Annotated in this window: 15 protein-coding genes; 6 read left to right on the plus strand and 9 right to left on the minus strand. The window is 64.3% G+C overall.

Features of this window, described 5'->3' with window-relative positions:
* Nucleotides 1–166: 166 nt before the first annotated feature.
* The gene (locus ACR64R_RS09645; protein WP_487361413.1) at nucleotides 167–1,069 is read left to right on the plus strand and encodes a LysR substrate-binding domain-containing protein; all 903 of its coding nucleotides are present in this window, start codon (nucleotides 167–169) and stop codon (nucleotides 1,067–1,069) included.
* Between the two features lie 89 nt (nucleotides 1,070–1,158).
* Here the strand turns inward: ACR64R_RS09645 and ACR64R_RS09650 are convergent, their stop codons facing one another.
* Nucleotides 1,159–1,425 carry a hypothetical protein gene (locus tag ACR64R_RS09650; RefSeq protein ID WP_487361414.1) on the minus strand — a complete coding sequence of 89 codons (267 nt, stop codon included), beginning with the start codon at nucleotides 1,423–1,425 and terminating at the stop codon, nucleotides 1,159–1,161.
* Between the two features lie 264 nt (nucleotides 1,426–1,689).
* Here ACR64R_RS09650 and ACR64R_RS09655 point away from each other — a divergent pair, with 264 nt between their 5' ends.
* Both ACR64R_RS09655 and ACR64R_RS09660 read left to right on the plus strand, forming a co-directional pair.
* Complete coding sequence (locus ACR64R_RS09655) at nucleotides 1,690–3,525, plus strand: monovalent cation:proton antiporter-2 (CPA2) family protein (protein ID WP_487361415.1); 1,836 nt, start codon at nucleotides 1,690–1,692, stop codon at nucleotides 3,523–3,525.
* A gap of 10 nt (nucleotides 3,526–3,535) precedes the next feature.
* Nucleotides 3,536–4,084: a DUF924 family protein gene (locus ACR64R_RS09660; RefSeq protein ID WP_487361416.1), complete on the plus strand. Its 549-nt coding sequence runs from the start codon at nucleotides 3,536–3,538 to the stop codon at nucleotides 4,082–4,084.
* A 45-nt stretch (nucleotides 4,085–4,129) separates the two neighbouring features.
* On the opposite strand, the gene folK is transcribed toward ACR64R_RS09660, so the two are convergent.
* From folK to folP, 3 genes are read right to left on the minus strand one after another with little or no spacing between them, the layout of a single operon-like run.
* Nucleotides 4,130–4,642, minus strand: coding sequence for a 2-amino-4-hydroxy-6-hydroxymethyldihydropteridine diphosphokinase (folK, locus tag ACR64R_RS09665; protein ID WP_487361417.1), 513 nt, complete (start codon nucleotides 4,640–4,642; stop codon nucleotides 4,130–4,132).
* Complete coding sequence (gene folB, locus ACR64R_RS09670) at nucleotides 4,626–4,985, minus strand: dihydroneopterin aldolase (RefSeq protein WP_487361418.1); 360 nt, start codon at nucleotides 4,983–4,985, stop codon at nucleotides 4,626–4,628. The genes folK and folB overlap by 17 nt, the downstream gene beginning before the upstream one ends.
* Nucleotides 4,986–4,987: 2 nt before the next feature.
* Nucleotides 4,988–5,842 carry a dihydropteroate synthase gene (gene folP / locus ACR64R_RS09675; protein WP_487361419.1) on the minus strand — a complete coding sequence of 285 codons (855 nt, stop codon included), beginning with the start codon at nucleotides 5,840–5,842 and terminating at the stop codon, nucleotides 4,988–4,990.
* 84 nt (nucleotides 5,843–5,926) lie between these two features.
* Here folP and ACR64R_RS09680 point away from each other — a divergent pair, with 84 nt between their 5' ends.
* Entirely contained in the window at nucleotides 5,927–6,547 is a 621-nt protein-coding gene (locus ACR64R_RS09680; protein ID WP_487361420.1) for a DUF922 domain-containing Zn-dependent protease, read from the plus strand.
* Nucleotides 6,548–6,759: 212 nt separating this feature from the next.
* Nucleotides 6,760–8,244 carry an MDR family MFS transporter gene (locus ACR64R_RS09685; RefSeq protein ID WP_487361421.1) on the plus strand — a complete coding sequence of 495 codons (1,485 nt, stop codon included), beginning with the start codon at nucleotides 6,760–6,762 and terminating at the stop codon, nucleotides 8,242–8,244.
* Nucleotides 8,245–8,249: 5 nt separating this feature from the next.
* Here ACR64R_RS09685 and ACR64R_RS09690 read toward each other — a convergent pair whose 3' ends face one another.
* The 3 genes from ACR64R_RS09690 to ACR64R_RS09700 all read right to left on the minus strand — a co-directional run bounded on the left by ACR64R_RS09690 (nucleotide 8,250) and on the right by ACR64R_RS09700 (nucleotide 10,162).
* Entirely contained in the window at nucleotides 8,250–9,281 is a 1,032-nt protein-coding gene (locus tag ACR64R_RS09690; RefSeq protein ID WP_487361422.1) for an NAD(P)/FAD-dependent oxidoreductase, read from the minus strand.
* A 91-nt stretch (nucleotides 9,282–9,372) separates the two neighbouring features.
* Nucleotides 9,373–9,693, minus strand: coding sequence for a 2Fe-2S iron-sulfur cluster-binding protein (locus tag ACR64R_RS09695; protein ID WP_040981161.1), 321 nt, complete (start codon nucleotides 9,691–9,693; stop codon nucleotides 9,373–9,375).
* Between the two features lie 100 nt (nucleotides 9,694–9,793).
* Nucleotides 9,794–10,162 (minus strand): Hpt domain-containing protein, encoded by a 369-nt coding sequence (locus ACR64R_RS09700; protein ID WP_487361423.1) that lies wholly within the window; start codon nucleotides 10,160–10,162, stop codon nucleotides 9,794–9,796.
* A gap of 302 nt (nucleotides 10,163–10,464) precedes the next feature.
* Between ACR64R_RS09700 and ACR64R_RS09705 the strand changes: the two genes are divergently transcribed.
* On the plus strand, nucleotides 10,465–16,881 hold the full coding sequence (locus ACR64R_RS09705; RefSeq protein WP_487361424.1) for a kinesin: 6,417 nt from the start codon (nucleotides 10,465–10,467) through the stop codon (nucleotides 16,879–16,881).
* Nucleotides 16,882–16,970: 89 nt separating this feature from the next.
* Here ACR64R_RS09705 and ACR64R_RS09710 read toward each other — a convergent pair whose 3' ends face one another.
* Both ACR64R_RS09710 and ACR64R_RS09715 read right to left on the minus strand, forming a co-directional pair.
* A complete protein-coding gene (locus tag ACR64R_RS09710; protein ID WP_487361425.1) occupies nucleotides 16,971–17,612 on the minus strand; it encodes an ABC-type transport auxiliary lipoprotein family protein in 642 nt (213 codons plus the stop codon).
* Between the two features lie 26 nt (nucleotides 17,613–17,638).
* A complete protein-coding gene (locus ACR64R_RS09715; RefSeq protein WP_487361426.1) occupies nucleotides 17,639–19,012 on the minus strand; it encodes an MlaD family protein in 1,374 nt (457 codons plus the stop codon).
* Nucleotides 19,013–19,025 lie beyond the last annotated feature (13 nt).

A 19,025-nucleotide genomic window follows, 5' to 3' on the forward strand; every position in this document is an offset into this window, starting at 1 on the left:
CCGGTTCGCGCCGTTGGGAATGGTATAGGAGTACCCAAATAACTGTTTTCTGACGGCGACTTAGTCGCTCTTGTCATTTGGGTAGCTCCGAACAGGGCGGACGATCAAACGCCAATTTTGCCCAAGTCGATTGACAAAAACTCAACTGACAATTCATGATCGGCCAATGGCCCTACCCTCACTCAACGGCATGCGCGCTTTCGAGGCCGCCGCGCGCCTCGGCAGCATCAAGGATGCGGCGGAGGAGCTGCATTTGACGCCTTCGGCCGTCAGTCGCCACATCCGGGCGCTTGAGAAGAACCTTGGCCAGGACTTGTTCGAGCGCGGTTTTCGCCAGATCACCCCGACAATAAGAGGATCATATTATGCGCGCAGCCTCTCGGAGGCATTCGAGGCCATCTGGCGCGCCACCGACGACGTCAGCTTCGCCCATGGCCCGGGGCATGGAAGGACCCAGCGTGTCAGGGTTCTCTGCGTGCCTGCGGTCCTGAATCTCTGGCTGGCGGACCGGTTGCCGAATTTCCGCAAGCTGCATCCGTCAGTGGACTTGGAGATCTCGACGTCGGGCAAGCGGGCCAATTTCGATTTGGCCATTGTCGACGAGTTCGTCTACAAGGCCGGCCCCGCCTTGACGCTGCTGATCCCGCTGGTCCTGACGCCGGTCTGCGCGCCCTCGCTGCTCGAAGGACCGGTGCCGCTCAAAACACCCGCCGATCTGGTCAACCATCACCTGATCCATGAATGCGAAAGCATGCGCTGGCGGCGCTGGCTGGAGCAGGAAGGCGTTCTAGACGCCACGCCGAAATCCAGCACTACGCTGGATGATTGCACCTTGATCATGCGCGAGGTGATAAACGGCGCGGGAATCGCTTTGGCCGACACCATGATGGCGCAGGACCTTCTGCAGCAGGGCAAGCTCGTCGCCCCGTTCAGCGCCCGCCACACCTATCCTGCCGGAATCTACCTGCACCAGCGTCGCAGCATCGGAAACAAGCCGGGCACAGGCCTCTTCCAGGACTGGCTGCTCGCCCAGATCGCCGACCATAAGCGAACCATGGCTATCGCCTAGCGCATCCCTGCAAGATGAGGGGCCGAGGCGGTGCGCAAACAAAATGCGGCGGCCGCCCGGCCGCCGCATTCGTTCGTCGACGGCTGCCCTCAACCCTTGATGGTGGCGGTCAGCTCGTCATAGGCCTTGCAAGCTTCGTCGAGCGTCGTCGCGCCCTGATATTTCGTGGTGACGGCCTGCACCTTGGCGGTCAGATCGGCCGCCTTGCTAGGATCCTTGGTGATGGCCTCCTGAAGCGCGGCAGCCATGTCCTGCGCCTTCTTGGCAGCCATTTCCTGGGTGCATTCCGGCCCCTTGGAGCAAGCCGAAACAGCCAGCGCCGCAACACCGACGGCGACGAGCAAAAACTTCTTCATGTCAATTATCTCCTCAAAAAGGCAGCCGCCCATCGCCGCTACCTCCAATGGCCGAAGCCGTACGTGCCTTAACCGCTGATTGTGGCGGGACGCAACAACCGGACCGCGTAAACTTGTGTAACGGAGCTGCAACAGGCGTTTGTCGCCTTGCCTGCTGCCTTGTATCCGCCGGCGTGGGTCCTGCCCTTTCAGCCAGTCGCCGCGCCCTTGCCTCTCACTCCCGGCCTATGCAAGGAGTGCTTCGAGTGGAACAGGAAGGCAGGCATGGCGGCTGAAGCGTCGAGCAGCGATCTGGTGCAGGTGGTGGCGCTGCTCGCCGCGGGGGTCGTCGCGGTGCCGATCTTCAAGCGCATGGGGCTGGGCTCGATCCTCGGCTATCTCGCCGCCGGCGTCGTGATCGGTCCGTTCGGCCTGCGCATCTTTGCCGAATCGGGATCGATCCTCCACGTCGCCGAGCTCGGCGTCGTCATGTTCCTGTTCATCATCGGGCTGGAAATGCAGCCATCGCGGCTCTGGGGGCTGCGTCGCGAGATTTTCGGCCTGGGCGCCCTGCAGGTCGGCCTCTGCGCCTTGCTTCTGACTCTCGTCGGGCTCGCCGGAGGCTTTCCGATCGCGCAATCCTTCGTTGCCGGCGCCGGCTTCGTGCTGACCTCGACCGCGATCGTCATGCAGTTGCTGGAGGAGCGCGGCGAGATCGCCACGCCAAAGGGCCAGCGCATCGTCTCCATCCTGCTGCTCGAAGACCTGGCTATCGTGCCGCTGCTCGCCTTGATCGCATTCCTTGCGCCTGGCGGCGCCGAGACCAGCCTTTCGGAACGCCTGACGGAAGTCGGCATAGGCATCGCGGCAATCGTCGGGCTCGTCGTGGCAGGCCGTTACCTGCTCAATCCGCTGTTCCGCATCCTGGCGGATGCCCGCGCCCGGGAAGTCATGACCGCCGCGGCGCTGCTGGTGGTGCTGGGATCGGCGCTCGCCATGCAGCTCTCCGGCCTGTCGATGGCGATGGGCGCCTTCCTCGCCGGCGTTCTTCTGTCGGAATCGACCTTCCGCCACCAGCTCGAAGCCGACATCGAACCGTTCCGCGGCATCCTGCTCGGCCTGTTCTTCCTCGCCGTGGGCATGTCGCTGGATCTCGGCGTCGTGGCCCAGAACTGGCGGCTCGTCGCGATCTATGTCGTGGCCTACATGGTCATGAAAGCGATCGGCATCTACGCCGTCGCGCGCATCCTGAAGAGCGGCCACCGCGAGGCGCTCGAACGCGCCGTCTTCATGGCGCAGGGCGGTGAATTCGCCTTCGTGCTTTATTCGTCCGCCGCCGCGGTCGGCATCATCGACGGGCAGGCCAACGCCACGCTGACTGCCATCATCATCATCTCCATGGTGCTGACGCCCCTGGCGATCATCGCGCTGCGTTACATTACCCCGCGCGACGAGCAGTCGCTCGACGGCGTCGACATCGCCGACGGCCTTAGCGGCAGTGTGCTGATCATAGGCTTCGGCCGCTTCGGCCAGATCGCCAGCCAGCCGCTTCTGCTGCGCGGGCTGGATGTCTCGATCATCGACAACGAGGTGGAGATGATCCAGGCGGCTGCCGATTTCGGCTTCAAGGTCTACTACGGCGATGGCACGAGGCTGGACATCCTGCACGCCGCCGGCGCCGGGCGCTCGCGCGCGGTGCTGATCTGCGTGGACAAGCCCGACGCCGCCGTGCGCATCGCCCAGTTGATCAAGGCCGAATTCCCGCTGGTCACCATCCTGGCGCGCGCCTTCGATCGCGGCACGGCGCTGCAGCTGGTGCGCGCCGGAGTAGACTATCAACTGCGCGAAACCTTCGAATCGGCGCTGGTTTTCGGCGGCTCCGCGCTGGAAGCGCTCGGCGTCGACCCCGAAGAAGTCGCCGACGTCATCGAGGATGTGCGGCGGCGCGACGAAGCGCGTTTTGAGACGCAATTGGCCGAGGGCGTGCGCGCCGGTCAGCGTTTCCTCAAGGGCAATATCGGCACGCCGATCCCGACCCCGCTCACCCAGCCGCGCCACGCCGGCCGGGCGCTGAACGAGGAAACCGCCGTCGTGCTGAACAAGGCAGAGACCAAGAGCTGAGGAGCAACGCATGGCAGAGCTCGACCCGCGAGCCCTTTCCGTGACCGTATTCTGGCGCGATGCCGGCGAGGACGCATGGTTCGAGAAGAATGACGCGTTCGACGCGGATTTTCGCAACCGGTTCCTCGACCTGCATTATGCCGCCGCGCGGCGCGAATGCGATGACTGGAACACGCATGCCGAAGGATCGCTGGCGCTGATGATCCTGCTCGATCAGTTCCCGCGCAACTGCTTCCGCGGCACCGGCCACATGTACGCGACCGATCCCTTGGCTCGATATTTTGCCGATAATGCGATCGCCGCGGGCCAGGACCTGGAACTTGAGGAACTAGTTCGCGTCTTTCTCTATTTGCCCTTCGAGCATTCCGAATCGCTGGCCGACCAGGAACGGTCGGTTGAGCTCACGGTCGCCAAAGCCCCCGAATATCTGAAATACGCCGAAGAGCACCTGGATATCATCAGGCGCTTCGGACGCTTTCCGCACCGCAACCGGATGCTTGGCCGCGCGACGACAGCCGAGGAGCAGGCATTTCTGGACGGCGGCGGTTTTTCCGGCTGATCAGTCGATTTCAGGAAAACCGAGGTCCTCCGTCGAAGCTGGATATCAGCCGAGCCACCATTCCCGACCGGAGGGCAGCCGCTCGATACCGGAAATATCGACGGCGACGAGCCTCTCCGAGACGCTCCTGCCACCGACCGAAAGCCCGGGGGCGATCTCGGCCAGCGGCGCCAGCACGAAGGCTCGCTCCAGCATGCGCGGATGCGGCACTTCAAGCCCGGTCTCATGGATGACCCGGTCGCCGAACACCAGTATGTCTATGTCGATCAACCGCGGCCCCCAGCGCTCCTCGCGCACGCGTTTCAATCGCCTCTCGACATCGAGGCAAAGGTCGAGCAGCGCGCGCGGAGAAAGCGCCGTCTCGACCGCGGCGGCGGCATTGAGGAAATCGGGTTGGTCGAGCTTGCCCCAAGGCGGCGTGCGGTACAGCGAGGAGACCGCGGTGACGCGCGTCTCGGCGCCGCCATCCAGCATGCGCAATGCCGCGCCCATGGACTGCGCCGGGTCGCCGAGATTCCCGCCGAGACTGAGATAGACGGTGCTATTCCGGCCAGACAACGGTCACCTCGACATAGTCCAGCACGCCAGGCACCGGAGCGTTCGGTTTGCGCACGGTAATCTCGGCCTTCCTGATCTGCGAAAACCGTTCCGTCAGCGCCTTCGCGACCTCCAGCGCCAGTGCCTCGATCAGAAAGCGGCGATGTCCCGTCACGATCTTCTCGATGACAGCGAAGGCGACGCCATAATTGACGGTATCCTCGATGGAATCCTCAGTCAGCGGGCGACTGGGTTGGACGGTCAGTTCGGCATCGACATAAAAACGCTGGCCAAGCGTCTCCTCCTCGTCCAGCACGCCGTGGCGGGCGAAGAAGGCGCAGTTCTTCATGCGGATGACGTACATGATCAGTGTCCGGGAGCGAGCTCGGTTTCGCGTGCGAGCATAGCATCGGTCACCGCCAGCGCGTCCACGTTGATTGCGACATCGTGGACGCGAAACAAGTCGGCTCCCTTCAAGCGCAGGATGACGCTGGTGGCCGCCGTGCCGGCGGCCCGCCCGGCTGGCTCGCGCCCGGTCGCGGTGCCGATGAAGCGCTTGCGCGAGGTCCCCGCCATCAACGGATAGCCAAGCGCCTGGAGCTCGGAAAACCGCGCCATAAGCTCCAGGTTCTCCTCCGCCGTCTCCTTGGCGAAGCCGAAGCCGGCGTCGAGCACGATCTGGCTGTCGGCGACATTGCCGGCACGCGCGATCTCCAGGGATTTGCGCAGGAAAAGGAACTGGTCCTCGATCACATCAGGCAATTTCCGCCGTTCGCGACCTGTATGCATGATGATGAGGCCGGCGCCGGTCTCGGCGGCGACGCGCGCGATTCCCGGCTCGCGCTGCAGCCCCCAGACGTCGTTGACGATGTGGGCCCCGGCGGCAACTCCCAGCCGCGCGGTATCCTCACGATAGGTATCGATTGAGATAAGCGCCTCGCCGGAAGCGGCAAGAGCCGCGATGACCGGCAGCACGCGCGCCTGCTCTTCCTCGGCCGTGACCGCGGCAAAACCCGGCCGCGTCGATTCCCCGCCGACATCGATAATGGCGGCGCCTTCCGCCACCATACGGCGCGCCTGTTCCAGCGCCTTTTCAGGCGCGACGAACAAACCGCCGTCCGAAAAACTGTCGGGCGTCACGTTGAGGATGCCGACGACGATCGCCTTCGGACCGAGGTCGAGATAGCGCCCATGCGCCAGCTGCCATCGCCTTGTCGTCATTGTCCATCAACCATGCGTGATCCGCCGGAAATCAATTCCGTTGCGCTGGCGACGGCCCTAAAGCAAGGTGCGTGAAGAGGCAATATGATGAAGCGATCCCTGCTCTGCGCCCTGATGCTCGTCCTGCCCGCCATGCCGGCGGCTGCGGCGAATCTTGTGAAGACATACAGCTACTACAGGGTCGGCGGCCGCACGTTGGACGACATCCAGAACCAGTTGTCGACAAACGGGCCGGAAGTGAAGAGCACCGGGTCACGCCACCCAGGCGCCACGCAGATGGCCTTCACGACACACATCAGCTACGCGCAGAGCGCGGACTCTTGCCGCGCCACCGACGCGATCGTCACAGTCAAGGTCAAGGTGATCCTCCCGAAATGGCGGGGCTCGCGCAAAACCGATCCCGACGTCAGACTGTTCTGGGACACGCTGTCGGCCGACATAAAGCGGCATGAGGAGCGCCATGTGGAGATCGCCAAGAACCATGCGCGTTTGGTCGAGGATGCGCTGAAGGCCGCGCCCGCGCAACGGACCTGCGAACAGGCAAGGGCCAAGGCAGCCGAAATACAGGCAGCTGAGCTCGCCAGGCACGATCAGGACCAGATGCGCTTCGATCGTGTCGAGAGCGTCAATTTCGAAAGCCGTATCCTTCGGCTGCTGCGCTATCGCATGGAGCGCATCCAGGCCGGCCAGTTGCCGCCGCCTTGATCCGAGGCAAGGCCCAACGGGGCCAATTTCGTCCAAGGATGGTGCCAGACCGGGAAAAAATTCGAGCGGTGGTCGAAATCGGCCTGTATCGAACGACATATAGCGGGTTAGCCCCCGGGGCCTCGGACAATGAAGAGAAATGAAATGCGCCAGGCGCAACCGACGGTCTGGACCGTCCAGGGCCGGGCATCGGCCCGCTGAAAGAATAACGCATGGACCAGACCGTCGAGAACCAGGCGATGGCGCCGAAAGCCGCGCCGCTGCTGAGCGAGAAGGAGAAGAATGCCATCATCGGCGGCGTGCTGCTGTCGATGCTGCTGGCTGCTCTTGACCAGACCATCGTGGCTCCCGCGCTGCCGACGATCGCTCGCGCGCTCGGCCATGCCGAGTATCTGCCGTGGATCGTCACCGGCTATCTTCTGACCGCGACCGCGATGGCACCGCTCTACGGCAAGATCTCCGACGTCCATGGACGCCGTCCCGTCATCTATGCCAGCATTCTGATCTTCCTGCTCGGATCGCTTGTCAGCGCGCTTGCCCCCAACATGCTGGTGCTGGTCATCGGCCGCGCCATACAAGGTGCCGGCGGCGGCGGTCTCTTCGCGCTGGCCCAGACGGTTATCGGCGATCTCGTGCCGCCGCGCGAGCGCGCCCGCTACGCGGCCTGGGTTTCGGGCACCTGGGCGGTAGCCAGCGTCGCAGGCCCGCTGCTCGGCGGCGTGTTCGCCGAACACCTGCACTGGTCGCTGATCTTCTGGATCAACCTGCCGATCGGCTTCCTGGCCATGGCGATCATCAACAACCCGCTGAAGAAGCTGCCCATCGCCGCTAGGCATCACCGTATCGACGGGCTGGGGGCGGTGCTCCTGGTCGTCGCCACCGCGCTGCTGCTTCTGGCGTTGAGTTGGGGCGGCGGCACCTACCCTTGGTTCTCATCGCAGATCCTGGGCCTTTTGACCTGTTCTGCCGTCTTCTGGGCGCTCTTCGCGCTGAGGCTGCTCAAGGCGGTGGAACCCTTGATCTCGCTCGACGTGTTGAGCAACCCGATCGTGCTCGCCGGTACACTGTCGATGTTCCTGCTGCAGGCCGCGAATATCGGCGCCTCGGTCTATCTCCCGGTCTATCTGCAATCGGTCGTCGGGCTTTCGGTCAGCGGATCCGGCACTGCCATGCTGGGCCTCCTGCTCGGCACTGTTGCCGGTGCTGCCTTCAGCGGCCGAGTGATCCCGCGCTTCGTCCACTACAAGCGCATCGCCATGTTCGGCGTAAGCCTGGCGATCGTATGCATCGGCGTGCTCAGCGCCATTGCCGACAAGGCTTCGTTGCTCGAAGTCGAAATCCTGACGACGCTGATCGGCCTGGGCAGCGGCACGACCTTTCCGGTCAGCACCATCTCGGTACAGAACGCCGTCGACCGCGCGCATCTCGGCGTTGCGACGGGCGTCCTGACCTTCCTGCGCACTCTGGGCGGCGCGCTCGGCGTCGCAATGCTCGGCGCCGTTGCGCTTGGCTTCGGGCTGCCGCTGGCCGCCGAAGGCTCGCAGACACATGTTCAGCCGACATCGGCGATGCCGTTCGTGATGATCTTCCTCACCGCCGGCGTCACGCTTGTCCTGGCGCTGATTGCGCTGGCGCTGATGCCGGAAAAGCCGCTGCGCGGCCACGACGAGCAAGCGGCGGCCGTGCTTGCGGAGTAAATGCGTCAATCGTGGACGCCAAGCTTCTTCTGCAAACTGGTCGACGAGGTCGTGTACTGGAAGACGATACGCTCACCAGGGCTGATGATGAGCTTGGCGGCCTGCGCCATAAGCGCTGCCTCGTGGAAGCCTGACAGGATCAGCTTCAGCTTGCCAGGGTACCAGTTGATGTCGCCTATGGCGAAAATACCGGGGATCGACGTCTGGAACTTCTCGGTATCCACCGGGATAAGGTTCTCGTGCAGGTTTAGGCCCCATTCTGCGATCGGCCCGAGCTTCATCGTGAGGCCGAAGAATGGAAGCATGCGGGTGCACGGGACCTCGACGTCGCCGTCCGGACCGCCCTTGATGGTCGCCGACGACAACTGGCCGCCGGCCCCGGCAAGGCCGCTGACCTGACCGACCAGGAACTTGAGCTGTTTCATTTCCTGCAGGGCATACATCTTGTTGACGCTATCGGGCGCGGCCCGGAATTCCGGGCGCCGGTGAACCAGCGTGACGCTTTTGGCGATCGGTTGCAGGTTGAGCGTCCAGTCGAGCGCCGAATCGCCGCCGCCGACGATGACGAGATCGTGGCCACGGAATTCCTCCATGCGCCGGACGGAATAAAAGACGCTCTTGCCCTCATAGCCTTCGATGCCCGGAATGGGGGGGCGCTTGGGCTGGAACGAGCCGCCGCCGGCGGCGATCACCACGACCTTGGCCTCGAACAGCTCGCCCTCGTCGGTAGATACCCGGAAACTTCCATCGTCGAGCGTCTGGAGGCTCGACACCATGCGGTTGAAGGTGAAGTCCGGCTTGAACGGCGCGATCTGCTCCATGAGTTTGTCGACAAGACCTTGTGCCGAGATCGTGGGCCAGCCGGGGATGTCATAGATCGGCTTTTCTGGGTACAGCTCCGCGCACTGGCCGCCGGGACGGTCGAGAATGTCGATGAGATGGCACTTCATGTCCAACAGGCCAAGCTCGAACACGGCGAACAGGCCGATCGGCCCTGCCCCGACGATCAGAACGTCCGTCTTGATGGTCTCGCTCATGCGATGCGCTCCCTTTTGGGAATGGAGCGAGACTGCATGAGCTATCGCCTGCTGCCAAGCAGCCAATGCAAAAGAAAATCGGAAAGCCGTCTCAGCCCTGGCGTTCGGGAACCCGAACGATCAGGCCGTCCAGCGCGTCGCGCACCTTGATCTGGCAGGAAAGGCGGGAATTGGGCCGCACATCATAGGCGAAGTCCAGCATATCCTCTTCCATCGCTTCCGGCTCTCCGACCTCGGCCGTCCAGGCTTCGTCGACATAGACATGGCAGGTAGCGCAGGCGCATGCGCCGCCACATTCGGCTTCGATGCCGGGCACCGCGTTGCGGATCGCGTTTTCCATGACTGTCGAGCCGTTTTCGGCGTCCACGTCAAATCGGGTCCCGTCATGGGCGATGTAGGTCAGCTTGGTCATTAAGTCACCTGAGGAGTCGCAGCCGAGATAATCACTCCACCGGACAAGTCAACTGCCGCGCGAAAGCGCCACGAAATGACGTTTTTCAAAATGGTGGATGCTACCTGCTTATTCCGGCGATGAAATCGCGCACTTCTTCGATCAGCGTGCCGAGCCTCATTAGCGACCGGGCGTCTTCCGGCTGCTTTTCGATGAGCGCCGCGCATTCGGCGACCCCGAAGGCGCCTATTGCGCGCGCGGAGCCCTTCAATCCATGCGCCAGAAGGACCCTTTGCCTGGCGTCCGCTTCCGTGATCTGGTCGAGAACGGTGAGCAGCTGCTGCGCGAACAGCGCCAGCACCTCCCGTTCCAGGTCGCGGTCACCCATCGTCTGACGTGCCAGATGGCCGAGATCCACCGGTCGGGCTCCGGCCGTTCCGGAGGCGTCGCCCCCCGGCATGGAGAACGCAATACCACTTTCGCCAGGCATACGCACTGCAACTCCATAAAGTGGGCAGAGGAGCCCGGAAGAATAGGCGGTTTCGGTCGCCAACGGGTTAACGGTTGCAGGGGAAAAATGTTGCCGTGAAGGCGTGCCGGATCACGCTTCCGTTAACCTTATATTTAAAGTTTTACGTATCGCCCGGAATGCATGTTTTCTTTACCCCTGTGTGTCATTACGATACGAAGGTCCATTTTTCAGCCTCCTGCTCGGGATAGACACGCCACAATCGGGCCAGAATCAGGCCAAAATCATAAGTCCCGCGGCAGCTAGTACAGGGTAGCGAAGGCATGGCTAAGAAACCAACCACGACCAAGTCTCTCGAGAATGACGTAGCCGCGGAACTGGAAAAGGCGCTCGACCTTGACCTTGGCGACGATGGCGGCCTCGATATGGCGGCGTCGATGGAGGACCTCGAGGCCCAGATTTCGGCAGCTGCCGATGAGCTCGCGCGCGAAGGTCGCAGCCAGAGAGCGGAGCCGGCAAACACCCCTTCTGCCGCCCCCCCGGCTGCCAAGGCGCCCGCGTCCAAGCCGGCCGAACTGCGTCCCGTCGAGCCGCGCAATGCGCAACCGGGAGGCTTTGCGCCGGCCGCCGGTTTCACACCCGCCAATGACGACCGCCAGAAGGATTACAAGACGCTGCTGCACAGCCTCAACCGGCGTGCGTCGAGCACCGTCTATTGGGTGATCGCCTTTATCTCGCTGGCCTGGGTCGCCGGTGCCGGCGGCCTGGCCAACCTGCTGTTCGGCCCGGGCATCTGGAAGATCCGCACCTTCGACCAGTTCTTCGCCCGTCCCGAGCTGATCGGCCTGGCGGTTGCCGCTATCGTTCCGGTCATCCTGTTCTGGGCGTTCGCCGCCATGATCCGACGCGCGCAGGAGATGCGCATCGCCGCGCAGTCCATGACGGAGGTCGCCTTCCGTCTGGCAGAGCCCGAAAACCTCGCCCAGGACCGCGTCATGATGATCGGCCAGGCCGTTCGCCGCGAGGTGGCGGCCATGGGCGAAGGCATCGAGCGCACCCTGGCTCGCGCGGTCGAGCTGGAAACGCTCGTCCACGGCGAAGTCAGCCAGATCGAGCGTTCCTATTCCGAAAACGAGGCCCGTATCCGTTCGCTGGTCGACGGTCTCGGTAGCGAGCGCGAGGCGGTCGTCACCCATGCCGAGCGCGTGCGCGCCTCCATCGCGAGCGCTCACGAGACGCTGCGCGACGAAATCGGCGCCGCCAGCGACATCATCCGCGACTCGATCCTCAACGCCTCGACCAAGCTGTCGATGACGATCAATAATTCCGGCGACACGCTGATCGACCGCATCAATGAAAGCTCTACGTCGATCTTCGATTCGGTCGAATCACGCCTGGACAATATCACCGACAGGCTCTCGACCTCCGGCGAGGCGTTCGCCAGCCTGCTCGACACCCGTATCGCCAAGCTGACAGACACCACGGACGGCCTTACCCGCTCGCTGACCGACCTCCTCGACGACCGCACCCATGGCATGGTCTCGCTGCTCGGCGGCGCGGCGCGCACCTTGAGTTCCGAATTCGAGACCAGCCTCAGCGGCATCGAACGCACGCTGGCCGAACGCGGCCAGGCGCTGATCAGCGAGTTCCAGACCCGGGCCGAGGCGCTCGATACCGGCACGCAGAAGCTGAACGCCGCGCTGGAAGCGCGCGCCCGCCAGATCAACGAGACGCTTGTCGAACGCGCCCGCGAGATCGCGCACACCTTCGCCGAGAGCAAGGACACGCTGTCGTCGATGATCGACCAGGGCAAGACGCAGATCGGCGCCGATATGGCCGACATCATTTCGTCCACCTCCTCCATGCTCGAAGCCCGCGCCACCGACTTCGCCGGGCGCATGGAAGCGGCCCGGCATGTGGTGTCGCGTTCCTTCGACGCCGACATCCAGCGGCTTGCCGATGCCCGCGTCGGCATAGAGGAAGCTGTCGAGAACCATAGCCGTTCCCTCTCGGAGACCAGCGAACGCATGGCTGCCGCCATGCAGGCGGACCTGGCGAAATTCGCCGAGGGCCGCGCGGCGATCGATGCCGCCGTGACCAATCAGGTGCAGAAGCTGGCGGAAGGCCGCGGTTTGATTTCGCGGGCGCTGGAAGAGGACCTGCGCAAGGTCAACGAGTCGCGCGCCGCCATCGATGCTTCTTTGGGCAGCCATCTGGAACAGCTCGAAGAGGGCCGCAACCGCCTGTCGCAAGCCTTGAACGAAGACACCGGCAGGCTTGTCCAAGCCCGTACAATGATTGACGAAATGGTCGCCGGCCACGTCGGGAAGCTGGCCGAGGGCCGCAATATCCTTGCGCGTGCCCTGGAGGCAGATCTGGGCAAGCTGCAGGACAGCCGCGCCTCGATCGACGGCCTCGTGGCCGGACAGGTCGAGAAGATCGCCGAGGGCCGCGCCGTGCTCGCCAAGGCGCTCGAAACCGACATCATCGGCATCAGGAACCTGATCGAGACGCATTCGACCAAGCTCGCCGAGGATCGCGGCGAACTCAGCCGTGCGCTCGAAAGCGATCTGAGCGGCATCCGCGGCCTGATCGACAGCCACGCCGGCAAGCTTGTCGAAGACCGCAGCCTGCTGTCGCAGACACTGGAAGCCGACCTCGCCAAGCTGGCAGACAGCCGCGCCTCGATCGACGGGCTGGTCGCTGGCCAGGTCGAGAAACTCGCTGAAGGTCGCGATATCCTCAAGCGCGCCCTGGAGTCCGATCTCAACGCCATCAAGGGTGCCATTGCGGGACACTCCGACAAGGTGCTGGAGGATCGCTCGCAGCTGTCGAAAGCTCTCGAAGCCGACCTGCAGGCCGTCAGCAGCGCCATAGCCGATCATCAGAACAGGCTCGCGCAGGATCGCTCCACCTTGTCGAAGGCCCTGCAGGATGATTTGCAGAATGTAAGCGGGGCTGTCGCCGACCATCAGAACCGGCTTGTCCAAGACCGCTCGGTGCTGTCGAAATCGCTGGAAGACGATCTCGCCAAGCTGGCGGAGAGCCGTTCCAGCATCGACGGCCTCGTCGCCGGCCAGGTCGAGAAGCTTGCCGAGGGTCGCGACATCCTCAAGCGCGCGTTGGAAGCCGATCTGAACACCATCCAGGGCGCGATCGTCGATCATTCGCAGAAGATCACCGAGCACCGCGCCGAGCTTTCGCGTGCGCTTGATGCCGATATGGCAAATGCCAGCGGCCTCATGCAGACCCATGCCGACCAGCTGTCGCAGAACCGCGCGACGCTGTCCAAGGCGCTGGAAGACGACCTCGCCAAGCTCGCCGAAAGCCGTGCGGGTATCGACGGATTGGTCGCGGGCCAGGTCGAAAAGCTCGCCGAAGGCCGTGACATCCTCAAGCGCGCCCTCGAAGCGGACCTTGCCAAGCTGGCCGAGAGCCGCGCCTCGATCGATGGCCTCGTGTCCGGCCAGGTCGAGAAGCTCGCCGAAGGCCGCGACATCCTTACGCGCGCTCTTGAGGCCGACCTTGCCAAGCTCGCCGAAAGCCGAGCCGGAATTGACGGCCTCGTCGCCGGCCAGGTCGAAAAGCTCGCCGAAGGCCGCGACATCCTCACGCGCGCTCTTGAAGCCGACCTTGCCAAGCTTGCCGAAAGCCGAGCCGGAATTGACGGCCTTGTTGCCGGCCAGGTCGAGAAGCTCGCCGAAGGCCGCGACATCCTTACGCGCGCTCTTGAAGCCGACCTTGCCAAGCTGACCGAAAGCCGCTCGGAGATCGACGGCATCATCGCGGGCCATGTCGACAAGCTGTCCGAAGGCCGCAACATGCTTGCCAGGGCCTTGGAGGACGATCTCGCCAAGCTCGCCGATGCACGCCAGGACGTCGATCGTTCGGTTTCCGGCCATATCGACCAGATCGCCGCCAGGAGCAGCGACATCTCTGCGGCGATCGCCGCGGACGTCGAGAAGATCGAGCAAGCCTTCAGCCGGCAGACCGGTGTCATCGAGGAGCGAGCCGGCACGATGGAGCGCGCGCTGTCGACCGGGGTCGACAATGTGCGCGGCGTGCTGGAAAAGACCGCTGTCTTCGTGGCGGGCGCGCTGCGCGACAAGGTCATGGAAGTCACCAACGCGCTGCATGAACAGGCCGGTGCTGCGTTCAGCGACGCCGACCGCAAGATTGCGGAACGCGCCGAGCAGACTTCGGCCGCCCTGCTCTCCCGCGCCGAGGATATCGCCCAGGCCTTCGAGGCGGCGGACCGCCGCCTGCACGAGCGCGCCCAGGACACGTCCAACATGCTGATGGCGCGCGCCGACGACGCGTCGAACGTGCTCATGACCCGCGCCGAGGAAACCGCCGACAAGCTGGCCACCCGCGCCGGCGAGATCGCCAGCACCTTCGAGGCGGCCGACCAGAAGCTGGTTGCGCGCGCCGTCGAAACGGCGCAGTCGCTGGCTGCCCGCGCCGGCGACATCCTGCGCAACTTCGAGGGCGCGGATGAGCGGCTCTCGATGCGCATCACGGAATCGGCCGAAGCGCTCGCAGCCCGCGCCACGGATCTCGGCCGCATATTCGACAGCGCCGACCAGCAGCTCATGGCGCGCATTGCCGAGGGTTCGGAGGCGCTTTCCGCCCGCGCCGGCGAAATCGGCCGCATCTTCGACGACGCGGACAACCGCCTGGTGTCGCGCATCGCCTCGAGCAGCACGACCATCGGCGAGCATGCCGACACGATCGTCGGTGCTTTCGCCGCCACTGAGCAGCGCGTCGCCGACCGCGCCCGTCAGACCGGCCAGGAACTTGCCGTGCATGCCCGCGAGATCGAGCAGGCGCTGGCAGGTGCCGACGAGCGGCTCGCCGCGAGCGCCGCCGCCGCTGCCGCCCGCGTCGAGGACCAGGTCGCGAGCGTGGAAAGCCGTCTCGCCTATACTGCCGAAACGATGGGCCAGAAGCTCAACGAGCAGGTCTCCAGCGCCGAGGCCCAGCTCATCTCGCGCGCCAATGTCATCGCCGAGACCTTCACGGCGGTCGGCCAGCATATCGGCCAGAGCACCAACGAGGCGGCGCGGACCATCGGCTCCAACACCCGCGAGCTCAACACCATGCTCGCCGCGCGTTCGGCCGAAATGGCGAAGATCCTCGACGAGACGGCCAGGCCGCTGGTCGAGCGCTTTGCCCAGGGCGGCTCGGAGCTGCAACGGAGCATGGAAGAGGTCACAGAGCGGGCGACCGAGAAGCTGCGCAGCGAGAACGCGGCCCTGGTCAACGCCCTCGCCGGCCGTACCGCCGAAACGCTTTCCGCCGTCGAAGGCGCTAGGTCATCGCTTGCCGACAGCGTGGCTGACCTCATCGGCCGCATGACGACCTCCAGCGCGCAGCTCGGCCAGCTCATCGAACAGGCCGCCGTCAATCTCGGCCAGGTCGAAGAGAGGCTCTCCGGCAGTACGCAGAGCTTCGCCGCGACCACGGAGAAAGCCGCCCAGACCTTCGCCAGCTCCGCACGTTTGGTCGATTCCAACACGACCCGGCTTACCGACCTGTCCTCGGCGACGCTACGCGAGGTGGCCTCGATCGCGACCAAGTTCGACGAGCACAGCCGGCTGCTTTCCAGCGCCTCGAACTTGCTCAGCTCCGCGCAGAGCAATCTCGAACACACGCTGGAGCGCCAGTCCTCGCTGGAAGACCTGGCCGTCGGCCTGGTCAAGAAGTCGGAAGACCTCGAGAAGGTCATGCGTTCCTTCGAGAATCTCGTCGGACAGACGATGCAGACGGCGGAAGGCCGTACGATGGAGTCGGCGGAAAAGATCCGTACCGCCATCGCCGAGGTCGTCGATTCGGCCACGCGCCGCTTTGCCGACGCGACGGAGGAGATGCGGCGCACAGCGGGCTCGATCAAGAGCGAACTCGACCTCACCCGCGCCGAGCTGAAGAAGGGCGTCATCGAAATGCCGGAGGAGGCCAAGGAATTGACCTCGGCCATCCGCCGCGCCGTCGCCGAGCAGATCAACGCGTTGAAGGAGCTGTCGGATATCGTCGCCAAGTCCGGCCGCAGCGGCAGCAGCGAGCAGGGCGAGCCCCGCGGTCTGCGCCCTGCTCCGCAGGCGCCGGTCCGAGCCGCCGAACCGCCGTTGCGCCGGCCGCCGGCCCCGCAGCCACAGCCGCAGCCACAGCCGCAGCCGACGGCTCGTGCTCCGCAGGCTCCGCTCGCCGATGCCACGCTGCGCGGCACTATCGATCTGGAGCGTCCCGCCGACACGCGTCGCGACCCGAACGGCAAGACGCCGCAAGGCGGATGGGTACGCGACTTGCTGACCAACGCCTCACGTGAGGAAGAGCTGAGGCCGGCGGCACCGGCGGAAGCGCCGCGCGCGGCCCCTGCTGCACAGCGTTCGCCGCTGCATGTCATGGAGTCGCTCAACTCGCTCTCGGTCGACATTGCCCGGGCCATCGATCACGACGCCTCGATCGAGCTCTGGAACCGTTACCGGCGCGGCGAGCGCGACGTGTTCACGCGTCGCCTCTACACGCTGAAAGGCCAGCAGACCTTCGACGAGATCCGTCGCAAGTACCAGGCCGAGGCGGAGTTCCGCGCCGCGGTCGACCGCTACTGCGAGGACTTCGAGAAGCTGCTCAAGGATGTCTCGCGCAACGATCGCGACAACATCATGGCACAGACCTATCTGACGTCCGATACCGGCAAGGTCTACACCATGCTTGCTCACGCCAGCGGCCGGTTGCACTGACGCCTTCAGTCGGAAGCAGAAGTAAAAAGGCGGGTCTCGACCCGCCTTTTTCATGTCCGTGATTTTGATTGTCGGCCTAACCGAGAGGCTCAGATCGCCGAATCCGTCCACCGGACGATCTCGGTGGCCGCTTGGCCGAAGGCGCGGTCCAGCGCGCCGACATAAGCGGCATTGCCGCTGCCGGAGACCGGCGCGCTCGCTGTGAAGTCCTTCGAGGCGCGCACCTCGCCGTTGCGGTCGTTCAGGATGCGCACGAAGAGGTCGACATCGGCGTACTGGCCGCCATTGACGCGCACCTCGAAGGAGCGCACCTCGACGATGATCTGGTAGTCAATCGCCAGCCCCTCGCCTGGCTTGCCGACGCCGGCGAAGCTGCCGGAACGCTGGAAAGTCTCGGCCAGCCTCGCCTGCACGATCAGCGGCAGACGATCCGCCCATTGCGCGCCCTTGAGGAACTGGATCGAGCGATCCGAAGGCCTGATGACGATGTTCTGGCTGTCCAGCGCCTTGAGCGCCGACGGCTGGGCGATCAGGATCTGGCGGCGGCTGTGAGCCCGCACGTCAACCGATGGCGCTGACAGTTCGAATGTGTCGAGCGGTGCCGGCTTGGCGCCCAAGGCCGCGCACCCGCCAAGCGTCAGCACGAGCAACGCCGCGGCAGCCGACTTCAATCCTCGCACCTTGGCATACGTCACGCGTTGTCCCCGGATCAAACCGACCTCTTGGTTCATTTTTCTGGCGGTCGCGGGAGCCGAAGTCAACGCCGCACCCTGCCGTCGTACTGTTTCACCTCGCCATCGCCGCCCGATAAAATGCGCTGCGGATTGCGGCTGAGGTCGGTCACCGCTTCCTCGATGCGGTTGATCGAGCGACGGCTGTCCTGCACCAGCGCCTCGACATTCTGCAAGCCCTGGCCGGAGAAGCGAGCCAGATTGTCGGTGATGGTGCCGAGCCGCGCATTCAGCGTGTCCGCCACCTGCTTGAAGGATTTCAGTGTCGCCCTGGCATCGGCCATCACGCCGTCGGCCTCGCCGGAGCCGAGGATTTTGTCCACCTTGGCCAGGATGCCGTCGACGCGCACCGAGGCGTCGTTCAGGCGCTGCGCGAGCTGGCGGGCATCCTTGATGGTCTGGTCGATGTCGTCGGAACGGTTGGCGATCTTGTCGGTGACCTTGGCGATGTCCGAGGCCGCCTTGTCGGCATTGGCGCTGGCCTTCTGGATGCTGGCCAAAGCGGCCTTGACATCGGCCGGATCGATACCGTCGAGCACGCCGTTGACCTTTGCCAATGTTCCTTGCGTCTGCTTGGCGAATTCGTCGATCGAGCCGACCGCCGTATTGACGTTGCCGATGACCGTGTCGAACTGCTTGCTGGTCTCTTTGAGGTTCGCCGTCACCGTGTCGACATTGGCCACGATGCTCTTGATCTGATCCTTGTCGACGGAATTTAGCAGGCCTTCGGCGGCCTTCAGCGTGCTGTCGAGCCGGCCAGAGACATTCTTCAGTTGATCCGACAACGAGCTCACCGCCGACAGGAACTTGTCGATGCCGTCGGAATTCTTGGCCAGCGCATCCGAGAAGGTCTGGACATTCTTGATGGTCTGCGTCAGCGGGTCGCGAACGTCCTTGGTGAAGCCTTCGAGTTCACCGAGCACCTTGTCGGCGCGGGTGAAGATGTTCTGCGCCGTCTGCAAAAGGTTGTTGACCGCGGACGGATTGGCGACGATCTCGGCGACCCTGCCTTCCTTCTCCGCCTCGTCGAGTAGTCTGGCTTCCTTGGGGTCGGCGCCCTTGAGCTCGATATTGGCCTGGCCGCTGAGGCCGGTAAGTCCGAGATCGGCCTGGGTCGACTTGGTGATCGGCGTCCAGCGCGCCACCTCGGTATCGGCAATGGCGACGGTTGGGTCATCGCCGTCGATATAGACGTTTTTCACGTCGCCGACTCTGACGCCGTTGAACAACACCAGGCTGCCGCGGCTGAGGCCGGAGGCCGAGCCCGGGATACGCACGCGCAGCATGGCCGTTTCGCCCCTGCTGCCAATCGCGGCCGTCCAATAGACGAAGGCGAAGGCCGCAAGGATCGCACCCAGTGTGAAGATACCGACGATTACGTAGTTGGCTCTTGTTTCCATCGCCCCACTTATC

The sequence above is a fragment of the Mesorhizobium sp. MC2-1-1 genome, assembly GCF_057597255.1.

Excerpts from the sequence above, each read along its gene's own strand:
- ACR64R_RS09645 (WP_487361413.1), top strand. The coding sequence starts at position 167 with ATGGCCCTACCCTCACTCAACGGCATGCGCGCTTTCGAGGCCGCCGCG.
- ACR64R_RS09650 (WP_487361414.1), bottom strand. The coding sequence starts at position 1,425 with ATGAAGAAGTTTTTGCTCGTCGCCGTCGGTGTTGCGGCGCTGGCTGTT.
- ACR64R_RS09655 (WP_487361415.1), top strand. The coding sequence starts at position 1,690 with ATGGCGGCTGAAGCGTCGAGCAGCGATCTGGTGCAGGTGGTGGCGCTG.
- ACR64R_RS09660 (WP_487361416.1), top strand. The coding sequence starts at position 3,536 with ATGGCAGAGCTCGACCCGCGAGCCCTTTCCGTGACCGTATTCTGGCGC.
- folB (WP_487361418.1), bottom strand. The coding sequence starts at position 4,985 with ATGTACGTCATCCGCATGAAGAACTGCGCCTTCTTCGCCCGCCACGGC.
- folP (WP_487361419.1), bottom strand. The coding sequence starts at position 5,842 with ATGACGACAAGGCGATGGCAGCTGGCGCATGGGCGCTATCTCGACCTC.
- ACR64R_RS09680 (WP_487361420.1), top strand. The coding sequence starts at position 5,927 with ATGATGAAGCGATCCCTGCTCTGCGCCCTGATGCTCGTCCTGCCCGCC.
- ACR64R_RS09685 (WP_487361421.1), top strand. The coding sequence starts at position 6,760 with ATGGACCAGACCGTCGAGAACCAGGCGATGGCGCCGAAAGCCGCGCCG.
- ACR64R_RS09690 (WP_487361422.1), bottom strand. The coding sequence starts at position 9,281 with ATGAGCGAGACCATCAAGACGGACGTTCTGATCGTCGGGGCAGGGCCG.
- ACR64R_RS09695 (WP_040981161.1), bottom strand. The coding sequence starts at position 9,693 with ATGACCAAGCTGACCTACATCGCCCATGACGGGACCCGATTTGACGTG.
- ACR64R_RS09700 (WP_487361423.1), bottom strand. The coding sequence starts at position 10,162 with ATGCCTGGCGAAAGTGGTATTGCGTTCTCCATGCCGGGGGGCGACGCC.
- ACR64R_RS09705 (WP_487361424.1), top strand. The coding sequence starts at position 10,465 with ATGGCTAAGAAACCAACCACGACCAAGTCTCTCGAGAATGACGTAGCC.
- ACR64R_RS09710 (WP_487361425.1), bottom strand. The coding sequence starts at position 17,612 with ATGAACCAAGAGGTCGGTTTGATCCGGGGACAACGCGTGACGTATGCC.
- ACR64R_RS09715 (WP_487361426.1), bottom strand. The coding sequence starts at position 19,012 with ATGGAAACAAGAGCCAACTACGTAATCGTCGGTATCTTCACACTGGGT.